The 17,860-nt window shown below is 59.4% G+C and carries 16 protein-coding genes; 7 read left to right on the top strand and 9 right to left on the bottom strand.

The features are described 5' to 3' along the window. Positions 1–780: 780 nt before the first annotated feature. The gene (locus C0V76_RS19850; RefSeq protein ID WP_158239135.1) at positions 781–939 is read right to left on the bottom strand and encodes a hypothetical protein; all 159 of its coding nucleotides are present in this window, start codon (positions 937–939) and stop codon (positions 781–783) included. A gap of 267 nt (positions 940–1,206) precedes the next feature. Between C0V76_RS19850 and C0V76_RS03720 the strand changes: the two genes are divergently transcribed. After that, positions 1,207–2,001: a hypothetical protein gene (locus C0V76_RS03720; RefSeq protein ID WP_101941051.1), complete on the top strand. Its 795-nt coding sequence runs from the start codon at positions 1,207–1,209 to the stop codon at positions 1,999–2,001. A gap of 896 nt (positions 2,002–2,897) precedes the next feature. On the opposite strand, the gene C0V76_RS03725 is transcribed toward C0V76_RS03720, so the two are convergent. The 6 genes from C0V76_RS03725 to C0V76_RS03745 form a co-directional block, all read right to left on the bottom strand. Beyond that, positions 2,898–3,125 (bottom strand): hypothetical protein, encoded by a 228-nt coding sequence (locus tag C0V76_RS03725; RefSeq protein WP_101941052.1) that lies wholly within the window; start codon positions 3,123–3,125, stop codon positions 2,898–2,900. Between the two features lie 274 nt (positions 3,126–3,399). After that, the gene (locus tag C0V76_RS19500; protein ID WP_143707343.1) at positions 3,400–3,912 is read right to left on the bottom strand and encodes a hypothetical protein; all 513 of its coding nucleotides are present in this window, start codon (positions 3,910–3,912) and stop codon (positions 3,400–3,402) included. Positions 3,913–4,086: 174 nt separating this feature from the next. Next, positions 4,087–4,287, bottom strand: a complete 201-nt coding sequence (locus tag C0V76_RS19505; RefSeq protein ID WP_143707344.1) for a hypothetical protein — start codon at positions 4,285–4,287, stop codon at positions 4,087–4,089. Between the two features lie 130 nt (positions 4,288–4,417). Beyond that, positions 4,418–5,143 (bottom strand): hypothetical protein, encoded by a 726-nt coding sequence (locus C0V76_RS03730; protein WP_101941053.1) that lies wholly within the window; start codon positions 5,141–5,143, stop codon positions 4,418–4,420. 861 nt (positions 5,144–6,004) lie between these two features. Then, positions 6,005–6,298, bottom strand: coding sequence for an AbrB/MazE/SpoVT family DNA-binding domain-containing protein (locus C0V76_RS20425; protein WP_101941055.1), 294 nt, complete (start codon positions 6,296–6,298; stop codon positions 6,005–6,007). Positions 6,299–6,687: 389 nt separating this feature from the next. Beyond that, positions 6,688–7,407, bottom strand: a complete 720-nt coding sequence (locus tag C0V76_RS03745) for a ComEC/Rec2 family competence protein (RefSeq protein WP_158239137.1) — start codon at positions 7,405–7,407, stop codon at positions 6,688–6,690. A gap of 94 nt (positions 7,408–7,501) precedes the next feature. Here C0V76_RS03745 and C0V76_RS03750 point away from each other — a divergent pair, with 94 nt between their 5' ends. The 4 genes from C0V76_RS03750 to C0V76_RS03765 all read left to right on the top strand — a co-directional run bounded on the left by C0V76_RS03750 (position 7,502) and on the right by C0V76_RS03765 (position 12,969). Beyond that, positions 7,502–8,068, top strand: coding sequence for a DUF2062 domain-containing protein (locus C0V76_RS03750; protein ID WP_101941057.1), 567 nt, complete (start codon positions 7,502–7,504; stop codon positions 8,066–8,068). 70 nt (positions 8,069–8,138) lie between these two features. Next, entirely contained in the window at positions 8,139–8,849 is a 711-nt protein-coding gene (locus tag C0V76_RS03755) for a hypothetical protein (protein ID WP_101941058.1), read from the top strand. A gap of 254 nt (positions 8,850–9,103) precedes the next feature. Beyond that, positions 9,104–10,528 (top strand): sensor histidine kinase, encoded by a 1,425-nt coding sequence (locus C0V76_RS03760; protein WP_254048186.1) that lies wholly within the window; start codon positions 9,104–9,106, stop codon positions 10,526–10,528. Continuing rightward, complete coding sequence (locus tag C0V76_RS03765; protein WP_101941059.1) at positions 10,525–12,969, top strand: EAL domain-containing protein; 2,445 nt, start codon at positions 10,525–10,527, stop codon at positions 12,967–12,969. Before C0V76_RS03760 ends, C0V76_RS03765 begins: the two co-directional genes overlap by 4 nt. Positions 12,970–12,984: 15 nt before the next feature. On the opposite strand, the gene lolD is transcribed toward C0V76_RS03765, so the two are convergent. Then, the gene (gene lolD, locus C0V76_RS03770) at positions 12,985–13,677 is read right to left on the bottom strand and encodes a lipoprotein-releasing ABC transporter ATP-binding protein LolD (RefSeq protein WP_216821649.1); all 693 of its coding nucleotides are present in this window, start codon (positions 13,675–13,677) and stop codon (positions 12,985–12,987) included. Beyond that, positions 13,670–14,923 (bottom strand): lipoprotein-releasing ABC transporter permease subunit, encoded by a 1,254-nt coding sequence (locus tag C0V76_RS03775; protein WP_101941060.1) that lies wholly within the window; start codon positions 14,921–14,923, stop codon positions 13,670–13,672. The genes lolD and C0V76_RS03775 overlap by 8 nt, the downstream gene beginning before the upstream one ends. Positions 14,924–15,015: 92 nt before the next feature. Here C0V76_RS03775 and C0V76_RS03780 point away from each other — a divergent pair, with 92 nt between their 5' ends. Both C0V76_RS03780 and recJ read left to right on the top strand, forming a co-directional pair. Beyond that, a complete protein-coding gene (locus tag C0V76_RS03780) occupies positions 15,016–16,107 on the top strand; it encodes a hypothetical protein (protein WP_143707345.1) in 1,092 nt (363 codons plus the stop codon). Next, positions 16,104–17,816 (top strand): single-stranded-DNA-specific exonuclease RecJ, encoded by a 1,713-nt coding sequence (gene recJ / locus C0V76_RS03785; RefSeq protein WP_101941062.1) that lies wholly within the window; start codon positions 16,104–16,106, stop codon positions 17,814–17,816. Before C0V76_RS03780 ends, recJ begins: the two co-directional genes overlap by 4 nt. Positions 17,817–17,860 lie beyond the last annotated feature (44 nt).

Here is a 17,860-nt window from a genome sequence, read left to right on the forward strand (position 1 = left end):
TCTTGAACTCTTCCGTGTACCGCTTGCTGCTCATAGACACCTCGACTTGGTCGCCAGTTTAAGGCTACGAAGTGTCTAGGAAGGCCGGGGCGATTCAAACATGTAGGCGACAACACCTTCAACCATCCGCTGGAAACTGAGGCAGGACGCGGATTTCGACGAGGCACGCGTGCCGGCTTTCACTTCCATCGTCATTCACGCGAACAAGCAGGTAGCGTCCAGGGGAAATTGTGTCCAACGGGAGTGTTTCAGACCGCCCAACGGGCTCCTTAGCGTGCAAAGAGCTTTCGGGCTTCCGGTCTAGTGTTGCCTGACGGGCAGGCTCACCCAGTGCAGTACAATCCAATCTGGCTCTTTTATCTGCAGCTCGCTCGGCTTCTTTCGTGCGCCTGCGTCGCTCACGCTGACATTCGGATTCTGAGCAATAGAGTTGTCCACGCGTTTGCGGGCAGGGTTTGAAGTATCGCCCGCAGGCCTTGCATTTCCGAGTATTCATACTGATTTCCGTGTGTGTAAGGACACGGAAATTCAGGACATACTTTGGCGCCAGGGGGGCTTTGTTGCACAAACCGCCTGCCCGACAGCGTGCAGCCGATAGACTTGCAGGATGAGCAAGCCGCGGAAGCCGATGTGCGCCGAGCATTCTTCGACGCGCGCATCCAGCGCGGTGAGCTGAGTGAGGACGCCCTAAATCATTTGGCGCAGGGATTCGGGCGCCAGGGAGCCATCCTCATCGGTGGAGAGCATCGTGCGCGCCCAATAGTAGGCGGTGCCGCAGGCTTACATGGCAATCCGAGTACCGGCGGGCAGGGTCTTGAGCAAGGCGAGCAACTCGACGCGATTGAAGACTGTTATCTTGCCGCCATGGTCATGTGCATCGCCTACACACACGGCAAACACTTGCTTTGCCAGATCAACAGAGACCGTCGTAGTATTCATATGGACTTCCCCTTTCGCCATTCAGATTGAGTTTCGCAACACCAATCTTGGCACTTTGATGCCGACGAGGCTTACGCCTCCGGCAACCGAGGGAAGTCCCTTTTTAGTCCGTCGAGAGGGACGTCCCAAAGCTGCGCTTTGGGTTACGGAACATCTGAGAAGTCAATTTAGTCCTCAATGAGAGGCCCAACCCATCATTCCACCGGACCTGTGCGGTTTTTTGCGCAGGTCCGGTGAATTCAAACTTTTGGCCTCAGAGCTATTGCGATGAACAATATCCGAGACTTGATAGCAACCGTTGGAGAGACCTATTTCAGGCTCCACATAAACCAGCGTCTTTACGTGAATTCGTTCGCGATTTTGGCGACCTATCTTTCCGCAAGGCCGCTGCTCGGATCGGAGAATGCAAAAGGACTCTTATTTATATTTCTCGCGTTCTGGGTCATAGCAATCACCCATGACCTTGTCTCGCTCTACAAGAAGGTCTACGAAACAGTACTGGGCAAAGCACTTTTAGTGATCCTCTTTAGCCTTTGCGCGAACTTTGCTATCGTCCTGTCGAGCCATGTCGTCAACGATATTATTGGTATCGACCCGTCGAAATTCCCTCACACAATCGCTTTTATTTCAATACTCACAATTCCGTTTTTTATCACAGCTGGGTTTGGCATTCTCAGCATATTATTGCTTGTCATCCTTCCGTTCTTCATGATGGTTCACTCGCTTCCCGACGAAAAGGCGAAGGCAGTGTTCTTTCCAGGGTTGGTTCCGAAGGAAACCATTCCCTACCCAAGAACTACGCGGCTTATTCAGTTGTTGAGCTTTGCTGTATTTTGTGGCGTGGTTTATTCCACATCACAAAAGAGTGTCAAGAGTTACGAAACCTTTCTTACCGAAACCGCTCGGTCCTTTATTTTTCAGTTCGAGATGTACCCCAAATCACCTTGCTCAGTTAGCAGCGGAAGTCGTATTGCATTTCTTGGCGATGGGAATATTCTCGTCGGTTCAATGAGCGGAGAGATCGTTATCTTTAGGGTTCAGGAGTGCAGCGGTGGCTCATAGATACTGCGGCCCACCCCTTCATTCTAGCGGACCTGTGCAAAAAACCGCGCAGGCTGCTCAATTCAAACTACAAAACTTCCCCTCCATTTCAAATAGTCCAATCGCATTTAAGAAAGGAGAATGGGGGGGGAGGGAAAAATGGATGGCAACCGAACGGCCATGGCTTGGGAGGTCGCGGACGAACAGGGTCTTCTGCTCATGGATGAAGGACTTGCGCGCAGAACCGCGGCCAGGGTACCAAAGCAACCGCCCAAGGGCATTCCGAGCATGAATAATTTTTGTTTTTGCGCTTTCGTTAGGCTGCGTCTACCGACACAGGCCACGACAATGCCGAAAGCATATCCCGTACTGGCATCCGCGTTGAATAACCAGTTAGGCAGCGCCTTTAGACCACGTTCTTAGGGATGCTTGGCTAGAGATTTGGCATACTCAAAGGTGAGTTGATGAAGTGTGTCAATCGAGCCCCCCGATAGAAACATAAGTACTCTGCCGCAAACATTGGTTCTAATGCTCGGGTGGCCATGTGCGGTAAGCACTGAAACGTTTAGCAGCGAGCAGAGAACCTTCATAGATGCAAGCTGCTGTGTTGTTGGGGACTTCGTAGATGCCCACTCGTCGTAGTGGCGGAAATTCGCTGCTGCGGCAGAGAAAATTTCTCCCAATGAATAGCCTCCGAAAGCCGGGAAAGTCTTGCGCCACTCATCTTCTGATGCATTGAGATCAAGCTTCAGCCCTACCAAAAGATTGTGTTGAATGACCGCAATTGCTCCTGCCAGCGTGGCTGAGACGAGCTGAGCCTCAACAATCGAATCGGTGGCTTCATGGTAATCAGTGGGATTTCTGCTTAGCGAAGGCCCTGATCCATTTTCTCTCGCAGAGGACAGGGTCTCCAGCGTTTATGAGGCTCGTTTCATTGGCCCAAACAGTTCATCAATGGCGGCCTCACTTTGACGCCAACGCTCGATGAATCTGAACATTCCGTTTGTGCGCGAATTGCCAAGCTGTAGATCACCGTCGCGGGTGATCGCGATGTCGCCTCCTTTGGTGACCTGTAATTCCAGCCCAGATTTCAGACTTTCGAGCCCGAAGCGTGTGAGTGTTTGATCGTAGTCTTGTGGAGGCATGTTGACTTTCGAACTTGCCGACGCAGTTGGTGACGCCTAACGCCGAGTTCAGCGGCAGTTTTTAAGTTGTGGTTTTATGGAATATTTTGCGCAGCAAAACCATAAAACCGCGACTTAAAAACTGTCCAATGAGAGCCGCGACTGGTGCTACAACGACTTATTATGTTCACATAATTCAAAAGCATCTTGAAACATAACGTGGAAGTAAGGGGCGGCCGGAGCGGAGCGCGGTAAACCACAAGCGAAGCGTGTGATTTACCGCCCGACTGTAGTGTTAGGCGTTTGCATTGCGATGCTGCCCGTTGATAACACTTAGTTTGACACCGTCTAGGTGCATTATCCTTTTGGAAAATTGTCGTGCCACACAGTTGAACTCAATATTTCCGCTTAGAGAAACCGAATTTTCTTCACGGAACTTCCATATTTGATTTGCTTGTCCATCTTGAATAGCGCCAGAGAAAAATAGGTTTGTACTTGCTCCGGAAGCTATTCGCTCTTTGTTGAGAATCGCACCCTCCAGTTGCACACCACCACATGAGAGCTGAAATCTTGCACGATCTAGCTCAAGCTCGAATGGGGAAAGGTTAATTGCTTGAAGGCAGAACTGGAATGTGGCCACCTCAGCAAGGTCAACACGAGCAGATTCATGGCGAGGAAAAAGATCGACGTAAACAAGTGATGCGAGACGTTCGCGTGTGAAGTACCCGCGTGCCAAGAAGCCAACAGCGCTTGGAATTTTGCGAAGCAACGGCCACAAACCTTGAATTGCAATGTGCTCAATGGGCATGCGGTACTTTCGAAATGCCTAACGTTCGAGTTCAGGGGACTGGCGCGGCTTTATGCGCCAGTCCCCTGCGACAAAGGGTTCGGCCTCATAGCAGACAAACCTGAATTCCAAGAAGCGGGGGCGGGCTGCATGTTGTGTTCAAAACTGTGAAATCTGGCTTTGTGCCTCCCACGACTACATTCCCAGCCCCAGACCATTATCTTTGGAGAGCGTTCTCTTGTTGCGACAGCGCCATTGCTCGGCACAGGAGCCAGGTTTGCCACCACCGTTGATACAACCTTCAAATCCTTTTGCATCGTCTTCATTGTCGAAGTCGTAGGCGACTCCACCATATTCAACGGTCTTCCCATTTCTTTTGGGATTCGTGTTTGTCATGCTTTTTCTCCGCTCAGAAAGTATAAAAACAACTGGCGCGTTCATAGCGCGAAATTTATGAGGCCAAACGTTTGAATTCACCGGCCTGCGCGGGTTTTTGCGCAGGTCCGGTGGAATGATGGGTTAGCCATCATTTTGAAAACCAGCGGTCTAAAAATTTCTTCTCGCTACCCTTAAACCACAGGTATGCGGCAGACCAGATGGAGCCATAAAACAGCGACCACGACAAGAACTCGGCCCAAGCGGAAAGCGATTTCTCCTTCGTGAGATCGTTGAATTCTTTGATCAGGGTGTGGAAGGGGGTGTTTAGTCCAACAACCAAGAAGTACATAATGGCCGCTGAACATCCTAGGCCCACAAAATAGTAGAAAAGCCTGATCCAATGCTTGATACCGGGCCGGGCTTTCGGGGGCATAGGTGCAGTCCGCTTAAACTCGCAATACGAAACTCTATCGGGTTCTCGGTCTTGAAAAAACCAAGGGCTAGCCTCGTACTTGGCTCGATCCCAATCGTGTTTTAATAACAGCGCAACGCGATCAACGAACTCGGCAATCTGGGATTCCGTGGTCTCTGCTGCGGCTAACCTGCTAGCGGCCTCCACTATGCCCTTATCTTCGGAGTCAAACGGGTTGAGATTCAGTGAAAGTTGGGCGCATAAGAGCTTCAACTTTTCGTTATCTTTGACTCTCCCCGCCTTGAGTATCTCATCGGCAAACTCTCGGATCGCCTGTCGCCACTTGGCTCGTTCCTGTGTGACGTTGGTAATTTGAATGTTGCGCTCATTTGTTCGAAGCGATACCAGAGCAGCGACAAGGCCAGCTACGACTGTTGATGATAAGAATGTGGTCAGGCCCAAAGCGGCTCCTAAAGACTGCTAACGTGTAAGTTAGCGGCCTGCGCGGTTTTTCGCGCAGGTCCGCTCGACTGAAAGGTTATGCGTCACCGAACGACTCCCATTCCGGGAAGTAGAGTGCGCCATGAACCAGAACTTCAGGAAACGGATTGTCAGTCATTTCACCGACCCAATACCTCTCGGCGAACTGAGCCCACTGCGCTGGGTGGGCATTCAGCCACGCGGTGTCGGCCTTGTGAGTGACTGCACCCACTAACAACCGGCATTCGCGCACAACCTTCCGTTCATTTTGGAACCACTCGCGAAGTGCTCGTTCGACAAGTGCGTAGTCATCGAAAACGTACAGACTCTTTAGCCGCGGTGGACATGTGGGGTACCTAGCGCTTCGTATTTCCTCAAACATCCGTTCCTTTGGGTCGCTGAGCCTAGAATAGGCGTATGGGGTCTGCGCATTTTCAAGATGAGGCTCCGCCTCAATACAGGCAGAGACAGAAAGTAGAGCACCCTTTCCAATACGAACATTGTGATTGAAGAGCGATGACGCGCCGATGAGATGCCAATGGGGCGCCTCATCAATCGCACGAGGGCCCCAGCAGGTTTCAACGATAGAGGTCACAGCGCGACTCCGGACGCATAACGAATGAAAGGGACTTCCCCGTCCCGAGGCTGCGGCGGAAGCCGCAGGCAGCGCGAGCTGCCTATGATGGAGTTTCCACACTTCGTCATTCACTCAGTCAAAAAGGGGAAGTCCATGAGCATTATTACCGTCGGGATCGATCTCGCCAAGAACGTATTTGCCGTGCATGGCGTGGGTGAGACTGAATCGCCCCTGATAGTGTAGAGACCGCGCAGCAAGCTCCGCCTCTACTCAGAACCTGGAGAGCCAAGCCCCAGAAGACCCACCTGAGAGAAAACAGCTGCATCCATCTCGGCAAGGGTCACTGGATTGGGGGGCTTTCGTAGAAGACCTTTGAGGTCCGTGACCGAGTTGGTGACTGCCAGCAGCTCATAGCAGCCTGATCCCACGCGAACAAACATCACGCGGTCACCCGGGCCGAGGCCAAGTGACTGACGAACAGAAAGGGGAATGGTTACTCGACCTCCCTCCAATACCGTCGTGCTTGCCATACAGCCTCCGATTCTCGATTTTTGCATCATGAATCAACGTAGCAGATTTGGTGTGACGGCGAGACCTATAAACGGATGGCGCATTCTGTTTTCGAAAATTTTGCCCTCATGAGAATGCTAGCACCCCAGGCATTCATCTCCGGTACAGCCTTGTTTCATGAGGCAGTTCTGTACTACTTGAGCTCACTCACAACGGCGCCGAGCGAATGCTTCTATGTGGCTTTTTAGTCGGTGAACTATCCTTGGAACAAGCCTGCAGCGCACATAGTTTTTGATTACCTCACTTCGAGATCAAATTTAATTACCACTCAGTTTTAAGTCAGAGGCCAAGAGACCTCAGATTTTGTTTTCAAAGCTTTTTTTGATGAAAAAAAATTAGGTTTAAAACCAGGTAGATTTTTCGTAGAAAACCTCAGGTTTCAATTACGAATTTCCAACGGAATGCCGGCCTGATCACCCACCGCCAGCGCCACCAGCACACCGCGCCCGGCAGCGTCGGGCAGCGCCCGTTCAAAGCGGCTGCGGATCTGCTCGCGCCAGCGATCTACCCGGGCCATCAGGCCGCCTCCGCTGTCCTCGAGGCGCTGATTGCCCGGCCCGCTGCGCACATAACCGGTCGCGCCAATGCCTTGCTCGAACAGCCAGCCCTCGTAATCAAAGCCATGCGGGTTGAGACTGGCGTGGGGCTGGCGCAAGCGCAGCGCGAGCTGCCAGGTTTCGCCTGTATGCACTGCTGGTGGCATCTGTCGCAGCTCACCCCTTCCCTGCGCATACCAGCTCAGCATCAAGGTGGCAGGGACTCCAGCAGGAGCCTGCTGGGTTTCCAGGCGAAAACGCAGACCACGCTCAAAGACCTGAGGCAAGCCCGCGATACGCCCGCGCAGCAGCAGGTCCTGTCCCTCCAGATGTTCGGCGAGTCTATCCGCCAGACGCAACTCGGCACGCCAGTTAGCGTACGCAAACCCGAACAAGGCCATCGCCAGCCACAGGGTCGCCACGCGCAGGGGCTTGCGCGGCAGGATCATTGCCACACCCACCAGTGCGGCGGCGCAACCCATGCAGAACGGCCAGGGCTGCAGGTTTGCCTGCAACTGGCAGGATGCGATTCCTAGGGCGAAGAACACGATCAAAAGACGCATGCGGGGATTATTACCAGCCCCCGCCGGGCCTCCGGCTGAACTTACCCGCATTGCCAGCGGTCAATCCCCCCATCGGCTCCGCCATAATGACTCCATGCGCAAATTCATCCGCCATCGCCTGCCCCATCCCGACAGCCTGCGCGAACATCGCATCTTCGGCCTGCTCGGCAATACCCTGCTCCATCCCCGTCTGTGGCACCTGAACCGCCGCTCTGCGGCCGGCGGGATTGCCGTAGGCCTCTTCTGCGGAATGATTCCCGGCCCGCTGCAAATGCTAGGCGCTGGCATCCTGTGCATGTTTTTCCGGGTGAACCTGCCGCTGGCGCTGGTCGGTACTTTTTTCTCCAATCCACTCACCATCGTGCCGCTGTATCTCGCGGCTTTCATGATCGGCCGCTTCGTGACCGGCAGTCATGCCCATTTCACGCATCCGCCGGAGGTGGACTGGAATAGCCTCGCGGAGATGATGTCTGCCTGGGCGCAATGGATCATGAAACTGGGCGAGCCCCTGCTCGTCGGCCTGCCCTTGCTCGCCCTGTTGCTAGCGGCAGCAGGCTACTTCTCGGTGAAATACGGCTGGGAAATCTGGCTGCGCCACAGCTGGCATAAACGCTGCAAGACGCGCCGCTGCAGCACCAAAGCGCAATTGGGTGCTGATTGACAAAAATTAATACCAACTTTCATCCGATGACTATCCTGATGACATCCCCCATCCTCACGGAGATGCCATCTTGCACCGCCCTCTCTGCCGCCTTGCCCTTCTGCTGCTCGCCCTGAGCAGCCTCCAGGCCCATGCCGGGCGCCCCCTGGGCACCGACGATGCCGCGACCGTTGGGGACAAGCAATGCCAGCTCGAAGCCTGGTACGAGAGAACGCAAGACACCCGCGCCTGGGTCGCTTCACCGGCTTGCGGGCTAGGCGAATTCGAGCTGGGGCTGGAGGCCTCGGAAACAAAACTGCCCGAGGCCCAGAAAGAGAGTGCGCAAAGCCTGGCTCTGAAGTGGGCGCCGGAGGTGCTGAAGTTCGGTCCAGTCGGCTTCGGGGCCAAGCTGTGGACTGGCCGCGCCCGCGTTTATCCGGCCGCCGAAGAAGCCTGGGAAGGCTATCGCCCGGTCGAAAATGGCGCCCTGCTGCTGGCAAGCTGGGAGATCACGAACGGCCTCAACCTGCATGCCAATCTGGGCAACGCGCGGGATCGCGTCGAACAGCAGAATGCCCGCCTGGCCAATCTCGCGCTGGCGTGGGACGCGCATGAACGCGTGATGCTGTTTGCCGAAGCCCAGTACCAGCAACGCGCCGGCACCACACAGGCTACTGGCCTGCGCCTGTGGGCCATCCCAGAAAAATTTGGCATCGACCTCACCGCAGCCCGTGTGGCTGGCGTGAGGGATTCCACCACCTTCAGCATCGGCTTTGGCTGGTACGGCCTGTTCGGCAACTGAGCGACACACAGCGAATAATCTGATTGGTAATCGGCTTGAGAAAGAGCTAGAAACAATTCTCATTCCCTGACTTTGGGCACGAGAAGAATGTATGGAGACGCTGCCCGAAGATTGCGCGTGAGGTCAGTGCAATCCCTTGGCTCTACCCGCTTTTGTGCCAGGGCAGTCGCGCCTGTCGCCCTGAAGCTCCGGCACAGCCCTAGCATTTCACGGCAGATAGCCCGGCCTTGGCGGCCTCTTCCATCAGGGAAGTAATGATGAACGATGCCGCCCTCCCCCTTCCCGGTGACGAGTCTTTCCGGCGGGCCGTCGAGTGGGCGCCCACCGCCATGGTCATGGTGAATGAAGAAGGCCGGATCGTGCTGGCCAACGCCCAGGCCGAGCGGGTATTCAGCTACAGCCGCGACGAACTACTGGGCCAGCCCATCGAAATGCTGGTGCCGGCGCGCTTTGCGGGCCAGCACCCGGGCTTTCGCCAGGCCTTCTCCAGCAATCCCCATCCACGCCCAATGGGCAGCGGCCGCGAGCTTTTCGCACGGCGCCACGATGGCAGCGAATTCCCGGTCGAGATCGGCCTTACTCCGATAGACGCCGGCAACGGTTTCATGGTGCTGGCGGCGATCGTCGACATCACCGAACGCAAACGCCTGGAAGAGCGCTTTCGCCGCGTCGTGGAATATGCGCCCAGCGCCATGGTGATGGTGGATCGCAAGGGTTGCATCGTTCTGGTGAATGCCCAGACCGAGCAGCTCTTCGGTTTTCCACGCAGCGCAGTGATCGGCCAGCCGATCGAGATGCTGGTCCCCGAGCGCCTGCATGGCGAGCACGTGGGTTACCGCAACGGTTTTCTCAAGGAATCCCAGCCCCGTCCGATGGGTGTCGGCCGCGACCTCTTCGCGCGGCGGGCCGACGGCACGGAGTTTCCAGTTGAGATCGGCCTCAACCCGATCGAAACCGAAGAAGGGCGGATGGTTCTGGCTTCCATCGTGGATATCACCGAACGCCGCCGGGTACAGCAAACCCTGGAAAAGGCGCTGGAAGAAAAAACCGTGCTGCTCAACGAGGTACACCACCGCGTCAAGAACAACCTGCAAGTCATCGCCAGCCTGCTCAACCTGCAGGCCACCCACACCCAGGAACCACGCCTGCGCGCCATTCTCAGCGAGAGCCAAAGCCGCGTACGGGCGATGGCGCTGACCCATCAGCTGCTCTATGAACGCAAGGATTACTCGCGCGTGGATCTGGGCGAATACCTTGAACGCCTCGCCCAATTGTTGCTCAGCAGCTACCGCGAAGAGAGTGCACACATCAGCCTGCGCCGGGCCCTGCCCTCGGGGCCGCAATTTCTCGACCTCGACCGCGCCATTCCCTGCGGCCTGATCGTCAACGAACTGGTGACCAACGCCTTCAAACATGCCTTTCCGGAGGGGCGTTCCGGCGAAATCGGCCTCGAACTGCATCTGAACGCCAAGGAGCTGGAACTGATTGTGACCGACAACGGTGTCGGTTTTCCGCCCGACTTTGATCTGAACGGCATCCAGTCACTGGGGCTGCAACTGGTGCCCCTGCTGGTCGAGCAGCTCAAGGGCCGCTGCAGCTTCGGGACCGGACCGGGGGCACGCTTCAGCCTACGCTTCCCTCTCGATCCGCTCGATTCCGTCATGGAGACTTCGCCATGAACAGCCAAACACCCATCAACCTGATGCTGGTCGAGGATGAGCGCATCGTCGCCTTCGACCTCAAGAACCAGCTCCAGTCCTTCGGCTACCGGGTCGGTGCCATGGTCGGCAGCGGCGAGCAGGCTCTGGCCTGCATCGCCAAGGTCGCCCCCGATCTGGTGTTGATGGATATCCACCTTGAAGGCGCCATGGACGGCGTAATGGCCGCTACCGAAATCCAGCAGCGCCATCAGATCCCGGTCATCTACCTGACTGCCTTTGCCGAGGACGACACGCTGCAGCGCGCACTGGCCAGCCGGCCCTTCGGCTACCTCGTCAAGCCCTGGGATGTGCGCGAGCTGCACGCCTCCATCCAGATGGCGCTGGCCAGGCGCGAAATCGAGCTGGCGGTGGAGAACAGCGAACTGCGCCTCAAGCTGGCGCTGGACGCAGCCTCGCTAGCCGTCTTCGAATGGCTGCCGCAGAGCAACCGTCTTCACGGTGACGGCCATCTGAGCGCGCTCTTCGGCGATACCCGGATGCCGCTCGACGAATCCTGGGAAGCCTTCATCGCCCGGGTGCACGACGACGATCGAGCGCGGGTCACAGAAGCCCTGGGCCAGGCCCGCTGCTGCGGCGAAACTGTGCACATCGAATTCCGTACCCTGCGCACCAACGGTGGTCCGCATGTCCTGGAGGCCAACGTCAGGGCCTACTCCGGCCCCTGCAGCGAAGGCCGGGTAGTGGGCATCCTGCAGGATGTCACCCAGCGCCGCCAGTCGGAAGACAGTCTGCGTCGTTCCAGCGTCGTCTTTCATACCGCCGCCGAAGCCATCGTCATCGCCAGTGCCGAGCGCCAAGTGGTCGCGGTCAACGCGGCCTTCACGCGCATCACCGGCTACAGCGAGGCCGAAGCGCTGGGTTTCGACACCGACTTGCTGCTCGGCGTGCAACGCGGCGGGCACGACAGTGCGGCCTTCTTCGCCACCCTGGCTGCCGGCCCGGACAGCTACTGGCAGGGTGAGGTGCTGTGTCAGCGGCGCAGCGGCGAGCGCTTCCCTGCCTGGCAAAGCCTGAGCGTGGTGCGCGACCCGCTCAATCAGGTCAGCAACTTCGTCATCGCCTTCTCCGACGTCAGCGAAATACATGTCGTCGAGGAGCGTCTCAATCATCTCGCTCACCATGACCCTCTGACCGGCCTGCCCAATCGCCTACTCTTCGACGATCGCCTGGGTCAGGCCATCGAACTGGCCCGCCGTCAGAAACACTCCTGCCTGCTGCTGTTCCTGGATCTGGACAGCTTCAAGGTCGTCAACGACACCCTGGGCCACAGCGTCGGTGACGAATTGCTGCGTGTCATCGCCGGACGGTTGCGCGACACCCTGCGCGGCACCGACACCGTGGCCCGCCTCGGAGGCGACGAATTTGTGATTCTGGCCAGCGGTGCCAGTGAAAAATACGCGGCAGAGCTGGCCCGCAAGATCCTCAACACGGTGCGCCTGCCGGTCAGCCTGAGCTGCCAGAAAATCACCGTCTCCGCCAGCATCGGTATCGCTGTATACCCCGCGAACGGCAACAACCAGCACCTGCTCATGCGCGCGGCCGACATCGCGATGTACTCGGCCAAATCGGCAGGGCGCAACCGCTACTGTTTCTACTCACAGGAGATGGCGGCACACACCAACGAGCGCCTGCTACTGGAACAGGGTCTGCGCTACGCCATCGAGGAAAAGCAGCTCAGCGTGCTTTACCAGCCCCAGGTCAAGCTGGCCAGCGGGCAGATTTTCGGCGTTGAGGCCTTGTTGCGCTGGCAGCACCCGGAACTAGGCATGGTGCCGCCGGATCGCTTCATTCCCATCGCGGAGGAAAGCGGCGTGATCGACAGCCTCGGGCGCTGGGTCCTGGAGCGCGCCTGTCGTGATATCGCGGGGCTCAGGAATGCAACGGGCGAGCAGTTACGCCTGGCGGTCAACGTATCGGCGCGCGAGTTTCGCCGCGAAGACTTCATCCACACCCTGAGCGAGACCCTGGCCCAGACGGGTTTCCCCGCCGAGGCGCTGGAGATCGAGATCACCGAGAGTACGCTGCAGGTCATCGAGCGCAGCATCGAGATTCTCGGCGCGCTCAAACGCCTGGGTATTGCCGTCAGCATTGATGACTTCGGCACCGGCTACTCGTCGCTGAGCATCCTGCGCGACCTGCCGATTGACCGCATCAAGATCGACCGCTCCTTCATCACCCACCTGCCGGAAAAGAAGGATGGCGTTGCCATCGTCAAGGCCATGGTGGCACTCGCCGGCTCGCTGCATATGGCAATCATTGCCGAAGGCATCGAAAGCCCTGAGCAGGCCGCCATTCTCCGGCAACTCGGCTGCGACGGCGGCCAGGGCTATCTGTTCAGTCGCCCGGTGGCACATCCGGCACTGACTCTGCTGCTCGCCGACGCCCCCGACCTACATTGAGCCGGGCACGCGCCATCAGCCCTCCAGCACTCCGTCACGCAGGTTCAATACCCTGCCGGCACGCCTGGCCAGCTCCGGATCGTGGGTCACGATCACCAGGGCGGTGCCCAAACGTTCGTTCAGGTCCAGCATCAGGTCGAAGACCGTCGCGGCGGTCTGGCGATCCAGGTTGCCGGTCGGCTCGTCGGCCAGCAGCACGCGCGGCTCGGTTACCAGCGCGCGCGCAATCGCAGCCCGTTGACGTTCACCACCGGAGAGCTCGCCCGGCGTATGCGTCAGGCGATGGCCGAGGCCGACAGACTCCAGCATCTTCGCCGCGCGCCCATGCGCCTCCGGCGTGGGCAGGCCACGGATCACCAGTGGCATAGCCACGTTTTCCAGCGCCGTGAATTCCGGCAGCAGATGGTGAAACTGGTAGACGAAGCCCATCGCCTGATTGCGCATGCGGCCACGCTCGGCCTCGTTCATCGAGGTCAGCGGACGGCCCAGCAGCTCCACCGAGCCGGCGCTGGGGGTATCCAGCCCGCCCAAGAGATGCAGCAAGGTGCTCTTGCCGGAGCCCGAGGCTCCGATGATGGACAGCGTCTCCCCCTTGCCCACGGTGAGGCTCACGCCACTCAGCACATGCACGGCCGCATCACCGCTGCCATAAGCCTTGGACAGGCCACGGGCCTGTAACACACATTCGTTCATCGCAACTTCACTCATAGCGCAGCGCCTCCGCCGGATTGATGCGCGAAGCTCGCCAGCTCGGATAGAGCGTGGCCACCACGGTCAGCACAAAGGCCACCCCGAGCACGCCGAGCACGTCACCCCACAGCAATTGCGAGGGCAGATCCGAGATGTAGTAGACGTCCTTGGCAAGGAACTGCATGTGGAAGGTGCGTTCGATCCACGGCACGATGGTGCTGATGTTCTTGGCCAGCAGCACACCGCCGAGGGTGCCGACCCCCAGACCGATCAGGCCCATGGTGGCCCCCTGGATCACGAAGATCGTCATCACCTCGGCCGGGCTGGCGCCCAGGGTGCGCAAAATCGCAATATCGGCCTTCTTGTCCTGCACTGCCATGACCAGCGCGGAGACGATGTTGAAAGCGGCCACCGCCACGATCAGCGACAGGATGATGAACATCACCGTTTTTTCCATCTGCACGGCACGGAAGAAATTCGCATGACTCTGGGTCCAGTCGCTCACGAAGGCATCCTGCGGCAGTTGCCCGCCCAGCTCGCTCGCCACCTGACGCGCCTTGAACAGATCGGCCAGGCGCAGACGTACGCCGCTCACCGCGTCCCCCATCTGGTACAGCGTCTGTGCATCCTTCATGTGGATCAGGGCCAGACCCGAGTCGTACTCATACATGCCCGCCTCGAACACGCCCACCACGCGGAACTGCTTCACGCGCGGCAGCACAGCGGCCGGCGTCACCAGCCCCTGCGGGGCAATCAGGGTCACCTTGTCGCCCTGCCGCACACCCAGCGCGAGCGACAGCTCACGCCCCAGAATCACGCCGAACTCGCCTGGCTTCAGGTCGCCCAGCTCGCCCGAGCGCATGAAGCGGGCGAAGTCGGCCACGGTATCCTCCAGTGCCGGATCGATGCCACGAATCACGCTACCGCGCACGGCCTGATCCATCGAGAACATCGCCTGCTGCTGCACAAAGGGCGCTGCCGCGAGTACATCCTTGCGCTCGAGCGCCTTGGCGCTGTAGGTGCGCCAGTTCTGCAGACTGCCATCGAAGGACAGGATCTGCGCATGCGCCGCCACGCCGAGGATGCGGTTGCGCAGCTCTTCCTGAAAGCCGTTCATGACCGATAGCACCACGATCAGGGCCATCACGCCCAGCGCAATACCTGCCATCGAGGCAAAGGAAATGAAGGAAATGAAGCCGCCGCCCGAGGCATTGCGACGCTTGGCGCGCACATAGCGCAGCCCGACAAGGAGAGGAAATTTCATGGCGCGGCAATGCTACACTGCCCTGGCCTCTGGCGCACCCCGCGCCCTTTTTAGCGCCCTTCTTTAGCGCCCTATTCGGCCTTGAAAATCCTGTGAGTTTTCATCCCAGCATGGGCACCCGCCCCAAGCACAGCGAGCCCGCCCGCGCCACGCTTGTTCTGCCCGGCCTCGTCTGGCCCGGCAGCGGCATCACGGCCTCCCTTCAACAACTTGATCTGCCGGCGCTGGCCACCCTGCTCGGGCGCGGCGACACCCGCGAGCAGGCGGCGGAACCCTGGTCACAGTGGCTCCCTGCTCAGTTCGGCGCCAGCGAACTGCCCTGGGCGGCGCTGCGTTTGGCCGGCGAAGACACGCACCCCACGACCGCCGCAACGCACGTACTCTGCGCCGATCCGGTCTCGCTCAGCTTCGCCTCCGACGCCCTGCTTCTGCGCGGTCCGCGCGAACTGGCCCTGCAGCCCTTAGAGGTCAGCGCGCTGATCGATACGCTGAACACCGAATTCGCCGATCTGGGCCACTGGCATGCCGCCAGCCCGGAGCGCTTCTACCTGCTCGCCAAGGCGCCGGTCGGCGCCCGCTTCCATCCGCTAGCCGAAGTGCTCGGCCGCCCGGTTGCCTTCTTCCCATCCGAAGGCGAGGACGCGAGACGCTGGAACCGGCTCGCCAACGAGATACAGGTCTGCCTGCACAATCACCCCGTGAGTCAGGCCCGTAGTGAGCGCGGCCAGCTCGCACCGAATGCCCTGTGGTTCTGGGGCCAGGCCGACACCGCCCTGCCCGCCCTGCAGGCGCCCACCACGCATCTGTGTAGCTCGGACCCGCTGCTGCGCGGCCTTGCCCGCCGGGCCGCCTGCCAGTTCATCGACAGCCCCGCGCGCATCTGCGCCGGACTGCCCGGCCAGAGCTGGCTGCACGACGGCCGTTTGCAGGAGGCCGCGCAGATGGGCGACTTCAATGCCTGGCTGGGTGGCTTGCAGGAAATCGAACGCCGGCTTCTGCAGCCCCTTCTCGCGGCCTGGCAAAGCGGGCGGATTCAGGAACTCCGTCTGCAGGCCCCGTCCGACAAATGTCTGCTCAGCGTCCGGCTGCCACGCCTCGCACGCTGGGCTTTCTGGCGCAAGCCACTCGCCGGCAGCGGACTAAGCGCGTGGCTGCAGGCCCCTACGGAGAACCGCCCCGCATGACCCGCCTGATCCAGCGCCAAGCCGATTCGCGCACCGCCCGCCAGTTGCAGGACGCCGGCCTGCACCCTCTGCTGGCTCGCCTCTACGCTGCGCGCGGCATCCATTCCGCCAGCGAACTGAAGATGGACCTTGCAGGCCTCTTGCCGCCTGAGGGGCTCAAGGGCATTGCGGACGCCGCGCGCTTGCTGGCGGATGCCATCGAAGCCCAGGCACGCATGGTAATCGTGGCGGACTACGACTGCGACGGCGCCACCGCCTGTGCGGTCGGCATCCGGGCGCTACGCCTGCTCGGCGCGAAAGACGTGCACTACTTCGTGCCGGATCGCGTGGTGCACGGCTACGGCCTCTCGCCCTCGGTCGTCGCCGACGTGGCGCGTCTCGAAGCCGATATCCTGATCACCGTGGACAACGGCATCGCCAGCGTGGAAGGGGTCGCTGCAGCGCAGGCGCTGGGCATGACGGTGCTGGTCACCGACCACCACCTGCCCGGCGACACGCTGCCCACAGCCGAAGTGATCGTCAATCCGAACCAGCCCGGCTGCACATTCGAGAGCAAGAACCTCGCAGGCGTCGGCGTGATGTTCTATACCGCGCTGGCTCTGCGCGCCGAACTGCGCCAGCGTGGCATATTCACCGACGCAAATCCGGCACCCAACCTCGCCAGCCTGCTCGATCTGGTGGCGCTGGGTACGGTAGCCGACGTCGTCAAGCTCGATCCCAACAATCGCCTGCTGGTGCGCCAGGGCATCAATCGCATGCGTTCGGACCGCATGTGCGCCGGCATCCGTGCCCTCTTCGCCATGGCCGGGCGCAACCCAGCGCGCGCAACCCCTTTCGACATGGGCTTCGCGCTGGGCCCACGCCTGAATGCCGCCGGGCGCTTGTCCGACATGAGTCTGGGCATCGAATGCCTGATCACCGACGACTATGCCCGTGCCTTCACCATCGCTCAGGAGTTGCAGAACCTGAATGTGGAGCGGCGCGAGATCGAGGCCGAGATGCGCGACGCCGCGCTCGCCACGCTGGATGCCACCCGGATTGATGAAGGACCGGCCATCGCGCTATTCGAGCCGGAATGGCATCAGGGCGTGATCGGCATCGTGGCCGGCCGCATCAAGGATCAGGCGCACCGCCCAACCATTGCCTTCGCCCGCGCCAGCGAGCGCGAGGATGATGGCGGCGAGATCAAGGGTTCGGGCCGCAGCATTCCGGCACTCCACCTGCGCGACGCTCTGGACCTGATCACCAAACGCCATCCGGACCTGATCCTGAAATTCGGTGGCCACGCCATGGCCGCCGGCCTGACGATCCGCGAGCGAGATTTCACGCGCTTCCGCCAGATCTTTGCCGACACCGTAGCCGAACTGGTACCGCCCAATGATCTGCAGCGCACGCTGGAGACCGACGGCGCGCTGGAGACCGGCTACATGAGCCTCGAAACCGCTCGCCTCATCGACGACGAGATCTGGGGTCAGGGCTTCGCCGCGCCACTCTTCGAGGACGTGTTCGAAGTCAAACGCCAGCGCCTGATGAAGGAACGGCACCTCAAGCTGGAGCTGGCCAAGCCCGGCGCAGTCTTTGAAGCAGTGCGCTTCAACTGCGCCGAAAATGTGCCCGCCCGCATCCGCGCCGCCTACCGCCTCTCCAGCAATGAATGGCAGGGCGTGCAGAGCCTGCAGCTGATGCTGGAATATTTCGAGCCAGCGTGACCCCCAATCTGCTCGCAGGCTGCGTTATGACGATAAAGTAGTTG

Source organism: Uliginosibacterium sp. TH139, assembly GCF_002855595.1.
GTDB classification, from domain to species: domain Bacteria; phylum Pseudomonadota; class Gammaproteobacteria; order Burkholderiales; family Rhodocyclaceae; genus Uliginosibacterium; species Uliginosibacterium aquaticum.

What these genes read in the sequence shown, in the direction of transcription:
- C0V76_RS19850 (WP_158239135.1), bottom strand. Translation starts at nt 939, where the DNA reads ATGAATACTACGACGGTCTCTGTTGATCTGGCAAAGCAAGTGTTTGCC.
- C0V76_RS03720 (WP_101941051.1), top strand. Translation starts at nt 1,207, where the DNA reads ATGAACAATATCCGAGACTTGATAGCAACCGTTGGAGAGACCTATTTC.
- C0V76_RS03725 (WP_101941052.1), bottom strand. Translation starts at nt 3,125, where the DNA reads ATGCCTCCACAAGACTACGATCAAACACTCACACGCTTCGGGCTCGAA.
- C0V76_RS19500 (WP_143707343.1), bottom strand. Translation starts at nt 3,912, where the DNA reads ATGCCCATTGAGCACATTGCAATTCAAGGTTTGTGGCCGTTGCTTCGC.
- C0V76_RS19505 (WP_143707344.1), bottom strand. Translation starts at nt 4,287, where the DNA reads ATGACAAACACGAATCCCAAAAGAAATGGGAAGACCGTTGAATATGGT.
- C0V76_RS20425 (WP_101941055.1), bottom strand. Translation starts at nt 6,298, where the DNA reads ATGATGCAAAAATCGAGAATCGGAGGCTGTATGGCAAGCACGACGGTA.
- C0V76_RS03745 (WP_158239137.1), bottom strand. Translation starts at nt 7,407, where the DNA reads ATGCGTCTTTTGATCGTGTTCTTCGCCCTAGGAATCGCATCCTGCCAG.
- C0V76_RS03750 (WP_101941057.1), top strand. Translation starts at nt 7,502, where the DNA reads ATGCGCAAATTCATCCGCCATCGCCTGCCCCATCCCGACAGCCTGCGC.
- C0V76_RS03760 (WP_254048186.1), top strand. Translation starts at nt 9,104, where the DNA reads ATGATGAACGATGCCGCCCTCCCCCTTCCCGGTGACGAGTCTTTCCGG.
- C0V76_RS03765 (WP_101941059.1), top strand. Translation starts at nt 10,525, where the DNA reads ATGAACAGCCAAACACCCATCAACCTGATGCTGGTCGAGGATGAGCGC.
- lolD (WP_216821649.1), bottom strand. Translation starts at nt 13,677, where the DNA reads ATGAGTGAAGTTGCGATGAACGAATGTGTGTTACAGGCCCGTGGCCTG.
- C0V76_RS03775 (WP_101941060.1), bottom strand. Translation starts at nt 14,923, where the DNA reads ATGAAATTTCCTCTCCTTGTCGGGCTGCGCTATGTGCGCGCCAAGCGT.
- recJ (WP_101941062.1), top strand. Translation starts at nt 16,104, where the DNA reads ATGACCCGCCTGATCCAGCGCCAAGCCGATTCGCGCACCGCCCGCCAG.